12 protein-coding genes are annotated in these 11,339 nt (G+C 65.6%); 8 read left to right on the top strand and 4 right to left on the bottom strand.

Features of this window, described 5'->3' with window-relative positions:
* Positions 1 to 83: 83 nt before the first annotated feature.
* On the bottom strand, positions 84 to 1,538 hold the full coding sequence (gene rpsA / locus QMA07_RS11720; protein WP_056377208.1) for a 30S ribosomal protein S1: 1,455 nt from the start codon (positions 1,536 to 1,538) through the stop codon (positions 84 to 86).
* A 204-nt stretch (positions 1,539 to 1,742) separates the two neighbouring features.
* On the opposite strand from rpsA, the gene QMA07_RS11715 reads away from it, so the two are divergent.
* Positions 1,743 to 2,678, top strand: a complete 936-nt coding sequence (locus QMA07_RS11715) for a 5'-3' exonuclease (RefSeq protein WP_290162025.1) — start codon at positions 1,743 to 1,745, stop codon at positions 2,676 to 2,678.
* Position 2,679: 1 nt separating this feature from the next.
* On the opposite strand, the gene QMA07_RS11710 is transcribed toward QMA07_RS11715, so the two are convergent.
* Together QMA07_RS11710 and trpD are read right to left on the bottom strand one after the other, a co-directional pair.
* Positions 2,680 to 3,666, bottom strand: coding sequence for a PHP domain-containing protein (locus QMA07_RS11710; protein ID WP_290162024.1), 987 nt, complete (start codon positions 3,664 to 3,666; stop codon positions 2,680 to 2,682).
* Positions 3,667 to 3,674: 8 nt separating this feature from the next.
* Complete coding sequence (gene trpD, locus QMA07_RS11705; protein WP_290162023.1) at positions 3,675 to 4,739, bottom strand: anthranilate phosphoribosyltransferase; 1,065 nt, start codon at positions 4,737 to 4,739, stop codon at positions 3,675 to 3,677.
* Positions 4,740 to 5,027: 288 nt separating this feature from the next.
* On the opposite strand from trpD, the gene QMA07_RS11700 reads away from it, so the two are divergent.
* The 7 genes from QMA07_RS11700 to QMA07_RS11670 all read left to right on the top strand — a co-directional run bounded on the left by QMA07_RS11700 (position 5,028) and on the right by QMA07_RS11670 (position 10,845).
* Positions 5,028 to 5,585 carry a heme-copper oxidase subunit III gene (locus QMA07_RS11700; RefSeq protein WP_308810394.1) on the top strand — a complete coding sequence of 186 codons (558 nt, stop codon included), beginning with the start codon at positions 5,028 to 5,030 and terminating at the stop codon, positions 5,583 to 5,585.
* A gap of 20 nt (positions 5,586 to 5,605) precedes the next feature.
* The gene (locus tag QMA07_RS11695; protein WP_290162022.1) at positions 5,606 to 6,409 is read left to right on the top strand and encodes a c-type cytochrome; all 804 of its coding nucleotides are present in this window, start codon (positions 5,606 to 5,608) and stop codon (positions 6,407 to 6,409) included.
* A 36-nt stretch (positions 6,410 to 6,445) separates the two neighbouring features.
* Positions 6,446 to 7,522 (top strand): Rieske 2Fe-2S domain-containing protein, encoded by a 1,077-nt coding sequence (locus tag QMA07_RS11690; protein WP_042538395.1) that lies wholly within the window; start codon positions 6,446 to 6,448, stop codon positions 7,520 to 7,522.
* Complete coding sequence (locus tag QMA07_RS11685; protein ID WP_290162020.1) at positions 7,519 to 9,333, top strand: cytochrome bc complex cytochrome b subunit; 1,815 nt, start codon at positions 7,519 to 7,521, stop codon at positions 9,331 to 9,333. Before QMA07_RS11690 ends, QMA07_RS11685 begins: the two co-directional genes overlap by 4 nt.
* 93 nt (positions 9,334 to 9,426) lie before the next feature.
* A complete protein-coding gene (locus QMA07_RS11680; protein WP_290162019.1) occupies positions 9,427 to 9,840 on the top strand; it encodes a Rid family hydrolase in 414 nt (137 codons plus the stop codon).
* Positions 9,837 to 10,340, top strand: a complete 504-nt coding sequence (locus QMA07_RS11675) for a GNAT family N-acetyltransferase (protein WP_290162018.1) — start codon at positions 9,837 to 9,839, stop codon at positions 10,338 to 10,340. The genes QMA07_RS11680 and QMA07_RS11675 overlap by 4 nt, the downstream gene beginning before the upstream one ends.
* 85 nt (positions 10,341 to 10,425) lie before the next feature.
* The gene (locus QMA07_RS11670; RefSeq protein ID WP_290162016.1) at positions 10,426 to 10,845 is read left to right on the top strand and encodes a rhodanese-like domain-containing protein; all 420 of its coding nucleotides are present in this window, start codon (positions 10,426 to 10,428) and stop codon (positions 10,843 to 10,845) included.
* A gap of 56 nt (positions 10,846 to 10,901) precedes the next feature.
* On the opposite strand, the gene QMA07_RS11665 is transcribed toward QMA07_RS11670, so the two are convergent.
* On the bottom strand, positions 10,902 to 11,336 hold the full coding sequence (locus QMA07_RS11665; protein WP_290162015.1) for a cytochrome c oxidase subunit 4: 435 nt from the start codon (positions 11,334 to 11,336) through the stop codon (positions 10,902 to 10,904).
* Between the last annotated feature and the right edge of the window lie 3 nt (positions 11,337 to 11,339).

Raw genomic sequence — 11,339 nt, 5'->3', positions numbered from 1 at the left:
TCGGTCACGTAGCCGCCACGGGCGACGGAAACGCGGAACGGGCCGCCATCCCGAAGGATGACGGCCCGTTCAGAGCGTGATGCTTAAGCGTTGCCGCCCGAGAGCTTCTCGCGAAGAGCCGCGAGAGCCTCGTCGTCAGCGAGCGTGCCCGCGCCTGCGACCTCGCTCGAGAAGACCTGGCCACCGAAGTCGTCGCCAGCGGCCGCCTCGGCCTCGGCTGCCTTGGCAACCTGAGCCTTGTGAGCCTCCCAGCGAGCCTGGGCTGCAGCGTACTCCTGCTCCCATGCCTCGCGCTGGGTGTCGAAGCCTTCCTTCCATGCACCGGTCTCGGGGTCGAAGCCCTCCGGGTACTTGTACTCCCCGGCCTCGTCGTACTCGGCGAGCATGCCGTAGAGCGCCGGGTCGAACTCGGTGCCGTTGACGTCGACCGCCTCGTTCGCCTGCTTCAGCGAGAGCGAGATGCGGCGACGCTCGAGGTCGATGTCGATGACCTTGACGAAGACCTCTTCGCCGACCGACACGACCTGCTCGGCCAGCTCGACGTGCTTGCTGGAGAGCTCGGAGATGTGGACGAGGCCTTCGATGCCGTCTGCGACGCGAACGAACGCACCGAACGGAACGAGCTTGGTGACCTTACCCGGCGTGACCTGACCGATCGCGTGGGTACGGGCGAAGACCTGCCACGGGTCCTCCTGCGTCGCCTTCAGCGACAGGGAGACACGCTCGCGGTCGAGGTCGACCTCGAGGATCTCGACGGTGACCTCCTGGCCAACCTCGACGACCTCGGAGGCGTGCTCGATGTGCTTCCAGGACAGCTCGGAGACGTGCACGAGGCCGTCCACGCCGCCCAGGTCGACGAATGCACCGAAGTTGACGATCGACGACACGACACCCTTGCGGACCTGACCCTTGTGCAGGTTGTTCAGGAACGTGGTGCGCGACTCCGACTGCGTCTGCTCGAGCAGCGCACGGCGGCTGAGCACGACGTTGTTGCGGTTCTTGTCGAGCTCGAGGATCTTGGCCTCGATCTCCTGGCCGAGGTACGGCGTGAGGTCGCGGACGCGGCGGAGCTCGATGAGCGAGGCCGGGAGGAAGCCGCGGAGGCCGATGTCGACGATGAGTCCACCCTTGACGACCTCGATGACCGTACCGGTGACGACTCCGTCGTTCTCCTTGATCTTCTCGACGTCTCCCCAGGCACGCTCGTACTGAGCACGCTTCTTGGAGAGGATCAGACGGCCTTCCTTGTCCTCCTTCTGGAGAACCAGGGCTTCGACCTCGTCGCCGACCTTGACGACCTCGTTGGGGTCTACGTCGTGCTTGATCGAGAGCTCGCGCGAGGGGATGACGCCCTCGGTCTTGTATCCGACATCGAGGAGAACCTCATCGCGGTCGATCTTGACGATCGTTCCTTCGATGATGTCGCCGTCGTTGAAGAACTTCAGGGTCTTCTCGACCGCGGCCAGGAAGTCCTCAGCAGATCCGATGTCGTTGATGGCGACCTGCTTGGTGGCCGGGGCGGTCGTTGCGGTAGTCATGTAGTGGGTTGTCCTTGTGAATGGAGACTCGGGCTGAAGGCTCCGGTCGCGCACGACCGATGACGAGCTCTGCAGCGATTGATTTGGTTTCTGCCACGCGGGCATGCATAGGCACGCCACGAGTGACAATCAAGGCTATCAGATCACAGCGCGATATGACGGACTCGATACCATCCGCGTTCACCGCGCTGACAGACTGTCTGCATGCCCCGCGCCGACAAGCTTCTCCTGCTCGACACCGCAAGCCTCTACTTCCGCGCCTTCTACGGAGTGCCCGACAAGGTCACGGCTCCCGACGGCTCCCCCATCAACGCCGCGCGCGGGCTGCTGGACATCATCGCGAAGCTGGTCACACTGTACGAACCGACCCACGTGGTCGCGTGCTGGGACGACGACTGGCGACCCCAGTGGCGCGTCGATCTGATTCCGAGCTACAAGGAGCATCGAGTCGTCGAGGTCGTTCCCGCCGGGCCCGACGTCGAAGAGGTTCCGGACCCGCTGGAGGCCCAGATACCGCTGATCCGTCAGACGCTCGCTGCGCTCGGCATCCCGATCATCGGCGTCGCCGAACACGAGGCCGATGACGTCATCGGCACGCTCGCGACACACGCGACCATGCCGGTCGACATCGTGACGGGCGATCGGGATCTGTTCCAGCTCGTCGACGACTCGAGGAACATCCGGGTCGTCTATACGGCTCGGGGAATGAGCAACCTCGAGATCGTCACGGATGCCGTCGTGGTGGCCAAGTACGGCGTGCTGCCCGGCCAGTACGCCGACTTCGCGACGATGCGCGGCGATGCGTCCGACGGCCTGCCCGGCGTCGCGGGCGTCGGCGAGAAGACCGCGGCCACGCTTCTGCAAGCGCATGGCGACCTGGCCGGCATTCGACAGGCGGCCGACGCAGGAGAGGGCATGAGCGCGGGAGTCCGCGCGAAGATCCTCGCCGCGGCGGACTACCTCGATGTCGCCCCGACTGTCGTGGCCGTCGCTCCCGATCTCGACATCATGCCGCCGAGCGACCCCCTCCGACCGCTCGACCCGGCCGAGGTCGACGCCGCGAACGAGCTCGCGGAGAAGTGGAACCTCGGGGGCTCCATGACCCGCGCCGTCGCTGCGATCGCGACGATCGACGGCTGACTCAGTTCGCCCAGGCGAGCAGCCGGTCGAGCCCCCACGTCGTGATGATGCGGGATGCCGGCACTCCGGCCCGTTCTGCGCGCTCCGCGCCATGGTCGAGGAGCGAGAGCTGACCGGGCGCGTGCGCATCCGAGTCGATCGAGAAGAGGCACCCGGCGTCGAGGGCGATCGCGATCAGCTCGTCCGGTGGATCCTGACGTTCGGGCCGAGAGTTGATCTCGACGGCCACTCCGTTCTCCGCGCACGCCGCGAACACGGCTGCCGCGTCGAAGACGGATTCCGGCCGCGTTCCGCGTTCGCCCTGCACGAGGCGGCCGGTGCAGTGGCCGAGGACGTTGACGCGAGGATGCGAGACGGCCGCGATCATGCGAGCCGTCATCGGCCTCGGCTCCATGCGCAGCTTGGAATGGACGGAGGCGACGACGATGTCGAGCTCGCCGAGCAGCGCATCCTCCTGGTCGAGGACACCGTCGTCGAGGATGTCGACCTCGATGCCGGCGAGGAGGGTGAAACCCTCGCCCGACTCGGCGCGCACGAGCGGGATCTGCTCGCGCAACCTCTCGGGTGAGAGACCGCGGGCGACTCTCAGGCGAGGTGAATGGTCGGTGATCGCCTGGTATTCGTGTCCGAGGGATCGGGCCGCCGCCGCCATCACGGCGATGGGCGTGGTCCCGTCGGACCAATCAGTGTGCGCGTGCAGGTCCCCGCGCAGCTTCGCTCTCAGCGCGGACACCCGCTCCGGCTCGACGTCGCCCCGCAACTCGACCAGATAGTCGGGCACTTGTCCGCTCTGCGCCTGGCGGATGACCGCGAACGTCGACTCCCCGATCCCCTTCGACGCACGCAGCCTCGTCGGGTCGGCGCGCACATCCTCCGGCAGTTGCGCCAGAATAGCCGCGGCCTGACGGAAAGCCTTCGCCCGATACCGGGACGCCCGTTCGCGCTCGAGCAGCGAGGCGATCTCGAGCAGAGCGGCTACGGGGTCCATCGTGGTTCCTACGCCGACGCGAGCTCGCGACTCACGCCGATCCACTGGTCGAGTTTGGCGATGGCCCGACCGTCGTCGACCGCGGCAGCTGCTCGCTCGTAGCCCTCGCGGAGGCGCTCGAGGATCGGGCGCTGCACCTGAGTGGCGTCCTGAGAGAGCTCGAACGCGACGATGCCGGCGGCGGCGTTGAGCAGGACGATGTCACGCACCGCCCCCACCTCGCCTTCAAGGGTTCGGCGCAGCACTGCGGCGTTGTGATCGGGGGTTCCGCCGATCAGATCTGCGAGGTCGGCGATCGGGATGCCGAGATCACGAGGATCCAGGTCGTGTTCGTGGATGTCACCGCGCGTGACCTCCCAGATGCGGCTGTGCCCCGTCGTCGTCAGTTCATCGAGGCCGTCGTCACCGCGGAACACCAGCGCCGTCGCACCACGCGTGCGGAACACACCCGTGATCAGCGGCACACGCTCGAGCTGAGCGACGCCTACGGCGTTCGCCTCCGCCCGCGCAGGGTTGCAGAGCGGTCCGAGCATGTTGAAGACAGTGGGAACCCCGAGTTCGGCGCGCACGGCACCCGCGTGCTTGAAGCCGGGGTGGAAGGCGCCCGCCCATGCGAAGGTGATGCCGGTGCGGTCGAGGATCGACGCGACCGCTGCGGGATCGAGGGTGAGTTCCAATCCGAGCGCGCTCAGCACGTCGGACGACCCGGAGGCCGAGCTGGCGGCCCGGTTTCCGTGCTTGACCACAGGGATTCCGGTGGCGCCGATGATGACCGCTGCGGTGGTCGAGACGTTGACCGTGCCGACCCGGTCACCGCCGGTGCCGACGATGTCGAGGACGTCGGGCGACACGGGCAGCGGGACCGCCGCCTCGAGGATGGCGTCTCGGAAGCCGACGATCTCGTCGATCGTCTCTCCCTTCGCACGGAGAGCGACGAGGAAGCCTGCGAGCTGCGCCTCGGTGACGTCGCCGCGCATGATCTGCCGCATCGCCCAGGTCGACTCCCAGACGCTGAGATCGCGACGCTCCAGAAGAGTGGTGAGCACGTCGGACCAGGTCAGGGAATCAGCCATGTGTGCGATCCTATCGGCGCCGGGAAAACGTGCAGATTCTTCCCGACACGGACGTGGGCGCGCAGCTTCCCTCGTTTCCCGCGTATTCACCGAGGATTCGCAGCGTTTTCTTAGGGTCACCTAAGTCGATCGAGGGTGAAAACCGCCCCTCCGGTGCGAGAATCATGCCCGCGGATCGGCCATAATGGAAGGGTGACGACCTCAGCGACGTATGCCCCGGCGGCAAGAACGATCAAGCGCCCCAACCCGGTAGCTGTCGGCACCATTGTGTGGCTCGGCAGCGAGGTGATGTTCTTCGCGGGACTCTTCGCGATCTACTTCACTCTCCGCAGCACCTCTCCCGAGCTCTGGGCCGACCGCACAGAGCTGCTGAACGTCCCGTTCGCGTTCGTGAACACGGCGATCCTCGTGCTCTCCTCGTTCACCTGCCAGATGGGCGTGTTCGCGGCTGAGGATCTGCAGCCGTATCGCCTCGCCAAGGGACTGAAGAACGGCGCGGGCCGTCGACGCCTGTTCGGCTGGGGCATGGTCGAGTGGTTCTTCCTCACCTTCGCACTCGGCTCGATCTTCGTCGCCGGTCAGGTCTGGGAGTACGCGACGCTCGTCGCCGAGGGAATGCCGATCAGCGCAGACTCCTACGCATCGGCGTTCTACATCACGACAGGCTTCCACGCCCTGCACGTCACCGGTGGTCTGATCGCGTTCCTCCTGGTCATCGGGCGTGCATACGCCGTCAAGAATTTCCGGCACAAAGAGGCGACGTCCTCGATCGTGGTGTCCTACTACTGGCACTTCGTCGACGTCGTCTGGATCGTGCTGTTCGTCGTTATCTACTTCCTGAAATAAGAGCGGAGCTGATCCCCGAGATGGCACGAGAGAAGAAGCGCCGTTCGAATGGCCGTCGCAGCCCACTGGCTGCGGCAGCGCTCATCGGAGCAGGCCTCATGATCACCGGCGCGGTATATGCCGGAACGTCCGCAGCCTTCGCTGCGACCGACACCCAGACCACTGCTGCGAGCACGCTCACGGTCGAGGACGGCGAGAAGCTGTTCACGGCGAACTGCGCCACCTGCCACGGTCTCGATCTGCAGGGGACTGCGAACGGACCGAGCCTCTACGGCGTCGGCGAACTCGCGACCGAGTTCCAGCTGTCGACGGGGCGCATGCCGCTGCAGATGCAGGGACCGCAGGCTCCCCAGAAGGAGCCGCAGTTCACCGAGGAGCAGATCCTCGCGATCTCCTCCTTCGTCCAGGAGTCGGCTCCTGGTCCCACCTTCCCCGAGGATCACATCCTCGACGGTGGCGGAGACGTCGCCAACGGCGCCGAGCTGTTCCGCGTGAACTGCGCGATGTGCCACAACGTGGCAGCAGCCGGTGGCGCTCTCACCGAGGGCAAGTACGCCCCGGCGATCACCGAGACCAGCGCACTGCACATGTACGCGGCCATGGTCACGGGCCCCCAGAACATGCCCGTCTTCGGCGACATGAACCTGTCGGACGAAGACAAGCGCGACATCATCTCGGCTCTGCTCTATCAGCAGCAGTCCGTGCAGATCGGCGGTTTCTCGCTCGGTTCGCTCGGTCCCGTCTCCGAGGGCCTGTTCGTCTGGATCTTCGGAATCGGCGCGCTCGTCGCCATCACCGTGTGGATCACGGCGAAGTCCAACTGACGCTTATTCATCGAAGAGGAACGTACGAGGAGCACCATGGCACACGACGACGACTCGCAGGCTCTTGACAGGGCCTACCAGCCCTCTCCAGGGCTGGGTGTCGCAGTCAGCGATCCCGTGCAGAACCCGGGGCTGCCGCCGCACCGCGCGCGGATGACCGACAAGGACCCGCGCGCTGAGAAGGCTGCGGAGCGCACGGTCTACACCCTGTTCTATCTCTCGCTGGCAGGAAGCATCTGGGCGGTCGCCGCCTACATGCTCTTCCCCATCGAGAGCGGCGCGCTCATCGACATCCGTCAGAACAACCTCTTCATCGGTCTGGGAATCGCGCTCGCGCTTCTCTCGATCGGCATCGGCGCGATCCACTGGTCCAAGGCGCTGATGAGCGACAAGGAGCACATCGAGCACCGCCACCCCACCCGGGGCAAGGACTCGACGCGAGAGGCCGTCGTCGAGGCGTTCGCCACGGCGAACGAGGAGTCCGGTTTCGGACGCCGCACGATGATCCGCAACTCGCTGTTCGCTGCGATCGTGGCCTCGATCATCCCCGGCGTGACGCTCTTCCGCGGTCTCGCTCCGCACAGCACCCCCGACGACCCCACCGCGGGCGACCCGGTGACGCTGCTGAAGCACACCATGTGGGAGAAGGGTCAGCGCCTCGTCCGCGATCCCGACGGCACGCCGATCCGCGCAGCGGATGTCACCCTCGGATCCGCGTTCCACGTGATCCCCGAGGACCTCGCCGAGCTCAGCCACCATGACGGCTACCTCGAGGAGAAGGCGAAGGCCATCGTGCTGATGATGCGCCTGCGCCCTGAGCAGCTCATCGAAGCCGAAGACCGCAAGGACTGGTCGTACGACGGCATCGTCGCGTACTCGAAGGTCTGCACGCACGTCGGATGCCCCGTGGCACTCTACGAGCAGCAGACCCACCACCTCCTCTGCCCCTGTCACCAGTCGCAGTTCGACGTCACGGATCACGCCAAGGTCATCTTCGGACCGGCCGCACGTCCGCTGCCGCAGCTGCCCATCACCGTCGACGACGAGGGCTACCTCGTCGCACGCAGTGACTTCACCGAGCCCGTCGGCCCGAGCTTCTGGGAGCGCCATTGAGCACCGCAACGCTGTCCAAAGAGGACAAGGACAACAAGGCGCCTCTCGGCGGTCGATTCGTCGGCGCCGCGTCGAACTACATCGATGAGCGCACCAGCATCTCCGGCTTCGTCAAGGAGCTGGGTCGCAAGATCTTCCCCGACCACTGGTCGTTCATGCTGGGTGAGATCGCGCTGTGGAGTTTCGTGGTCGTGTTCCTCTCGGGAACCTTCCTGACCTTCTTCTTCGATGCCTCCATGGTCGAGACGCACTACACGGGCGCATATGCCCCGATGCGCGGGATCGCCATGTCGGCGGCGCTCGAATCTTCGCTGCACATCTCGTTCGACCTCCGCGGCGGCCTTCTGGTCCGCCAGATCCACCACTGGGCCGCACTGGTCTTCGTGGCAGGAATCGGCGTGCACATGCTGCGCGTCTTCTTCACCGGCGCGTTCCGCAAGCCTCGCGAGCTCAACTGGGTGATCGGCTTCGTGCTGTTCGTCCTCGCGATGGCGGAGGGCTTCACCGGCTACTCCCTGCCCGATGACCTGCTCTCGGGAAACGGCCTGCGCATCATCGACGGAATGATCAAGGGCATCCCGCTGATCGGCACCTGGACGTCCTTCCTGCTCTTCGGTGGAGAGTTCCCCGGTACCGCCATCGTCGGCCGCCTCTATACGCTGCACATCCTCCTGCTTCCGCTGCTGGTGATCGGCCTCATCGCCGTGCACCTCATGCTGATGATCGTCAACAAGCACACGCAGTTCGCCGGCCCCGGCCGTACGAACGACAACGTCGTCGGCTACCCGATGATGCCCGTGTACATGTCGAAGATGGGCGGCTACCTGTTCATCGTGTTCGGCACGATCGTGCTGATCGCGACGTTCTTCCAGATCAACCCGATCTGGAACTACGGCCCGTATGACCCCTCCCCTGTCTCGGCAGGCACCCAGCCTGACTGGTACATCGGTTTCGCCGACGGTGCGCTGCGACTGGCGCCGTCGAACCTCGACGTGGTCTTCCTCGATCACACCTGGTCATTCGGAATCCTGCTGCCACTGGTGGTTCTCGGTCTGTTCATCGTGCTCGTCGCGATCTATCCCTTCATCGAGGCGTGGGTCACAGGCGACAAGCGTGAGCACCACATCGCTCAGCGCCCTCGCAACGCAGCGACCCGCACCGCCATCGGCGTGGCCGGAGTCATCTTCTACGCAGTCCTCTGGGCCGCAGCATCGTCCGACCTCATCGCGACGCACTTCATGCTCACGATGGAGGGCGTGATCCACGCGCTTCAGGCGCTGCTGTTCGTCGGACCGGTTCTCGGCTACTTCATCGCAAAGCGGATCGCTCTCGCTCTGCAGAAGAAGGACCGCGAGATCGTCCTGCACGGCTTCGAGTCCGGGCGTATCGTCCGCCTTCCCGGCGGAGAGTTCATCGAGGTCCACCAGCCCGTCGACAAGTACGACCGCTGGAAGCTCATCGATGTCGACGGCTACGAGCCCCTGGTCGTGCGCCCCAATGCGAAGGGACGCATCTCGTGGACCGAGAACCTGCGCTCCTCCATCTCGCGCTGGTTCTTCGAGGATCGTCTCGCGCCCCTCACCCAGGCCGAGATCGAGGCTGCGGATGCTCACCAGCATCACGTGACCGCTCAGAACGATGAGTCCGAAGTGGCCGAGATCCAGGGCGCTCACGAGCGCGCAGGTGCTCCGGACGCTCCGATCACCGTCAGCGAGACCCACGTCGATGAGACGGCGAACACTCCGAGCACGGTCATCTCGACAGAGCCGGTGAAGAAGCCTCGTAAGAAGAAGTCCGAGGACGGCGAGTAAGATCTCCCGTCCCCCGAAAGGGCCCTGTTCGATTCTCGGACAGGGCCCTTTCGCATCCGGGAGCCGCCCATGTGCGCGTGGCAGGATCGAGACATGAGCTCAGTAGTCCAACTCATCCGTTCCGCCGACCTCGCCGCCGCACCATACGCCTACGCGGCGACCGCCCCCGCCGGGTCTCGACTCATCTTCTTCGCCGGAGCATGCCCGCTCGAAGACGACGGCACCACGACGGCCCCCGGTGACTATTCCGCACAGGCCGCACGCTGCGTCGAGACGCTCGAGATAGCCTTGCGTGCGAGCGGTGCCACACTGTCGGACATCATCAGCACGCGCGTACTCGTGGCGTCGTCATCCCAGGCCGATCTCGTGGCGGCATGGGATGTCGTCCATGCCGCCTTCGGCGACCATGACGTACCGAGCACCCTGATGGGTGTCACCGTGCTCGGCTACGACGATCAGCTGGTGGAGATCGAAGCGGTCGCGGCGATCGCGGAGGATGCACGATGAGCGAACTCATCCGACCTGCGGTCGCGGACGACGCGGAGGTCCTGCGTGCTATCGAGGCGCAGGCTGACGCCCTCTTGATCGACAGCCTGGGGGCGCCGGATTGGCCGCCCGCAGGCGACGGAAGCGAGCGGCTCGCAGCTCCGGGCTTCGTTCTCGTGCTCGAAGATCCCAGCGGATCCTCCCCCGTCGGGTTCGTGCACGTCCTCGACGCCGACGGCCATGCGCACCTGGAGCAGCTCTCCGTGCTTCCGTCCTCCGGGCGCCAGGGCTTCGGCCGCAGACTCGTCGATGCCGCTCTCGATACGGCACGCGAGCGTGGTTACAGCCGGATGACTCTGCGGACCTACGCGGAGATCCCCTGGAACGCGCCGTTCTACGCCTCGTGCGGCTTCCTCGAGAGCATCCCCGAGACTCCGTTCCAGCGTGGGCTCGTCGACATCGAGACGTCTCTCGGGCTCGACCGATACGGTCGTCGGCTGCAGATGACCGTCGAGCTCTGAATCACGCGTCGAGAATGGCGGGATCAGAGCTGTCATCGTCGCGAAGATGACGGCGGGTCAACGGCCGGCTCCCTAGGCTGAGGACATGATCGATCGCGCTGAGTACTATGCCGCCAAACTCGCCTACGAGACCGATGCGAGCGATGTGCACGCTGCTCTCCAGTCCGACGACAGCGTCGTCATCGTCGATGTCCGCTCCGACCAGGCCTGGGCTCAAGGGCGCGTCGCGGGGGCGAGGCACATGCCCTACAGCGAGATCGCGAGTCGCGCGCCGGCGGAGATCCCTGCAGGCTCCGAGGTGGTGGTCTACTGCTGGAGTCCCGGGTGCAACGCCGGCGCGAAGGGCGCTCTCGAGTTCGCGAAGCTGGGATACCCGGTGCGGGAGATGATCGGCGGGTTCGAGTACTGGGTCAGGGAGGGCTATCCCGTCGAGGATGCCGACGGCATCCACCGCCGCCCTGTCGACCCGCTGACCGGTATCGCCCGCATCCGCTCCCGAGCGTAGCCGTGACAGAGAGAAAGCCCCCAGGACCAGGGTCCCGGGGGCTTTCTCTCTGTATGTCAGCGGGCGAAGTTCCCGCGGTAGTACTCGTAGACCCAGCCGACGATCGCGACCACGAAGATCGCGAGACCGATCGGAAGCAGGAACTGTCCGACGGCGAGGCCCACCACAAAGATTCCGGCGGATCCTGCGAGAACGATCGGCCACCAGGACCACGGGCTGAACTCACCGAGCTCCGGGTCGCCGTCGTCGATGTCGCTCGTGAGGATGTCCTCGGGCAGCTCACCGTTCTGAGCCTTGTGCGTGCGGTCGAGATAGAACGCGATCATCGCGCCCATGAAGGCCGCGAAGAACAGCGCGACGGTTCCGACCCACTCGATCCGCATGGCGAAGTTGTCGGACGGCGTGGCAAGGATGTGCCAGCCGGTGTAGACGACTCCGACAAGGGCGAAGAAGGCGGTCAGGACCCACCAGAGGATGACGTTGTCGCGCATGGC

Origin of the sequence: Microbacterium sp. APC 3901 (genome assembly GCF_030407765.1) — a bacterium.
Taxonomy (GTDB): Bacteria; Actinomycetota; Actinomycetes; order Actinomycetales; family Microbacteriaceae; genus Microbacterium.
Note: the sequence above shows the minus strand (reverse complement) of the source record. Positions and strands in the feature narration are given on the sequence as shown.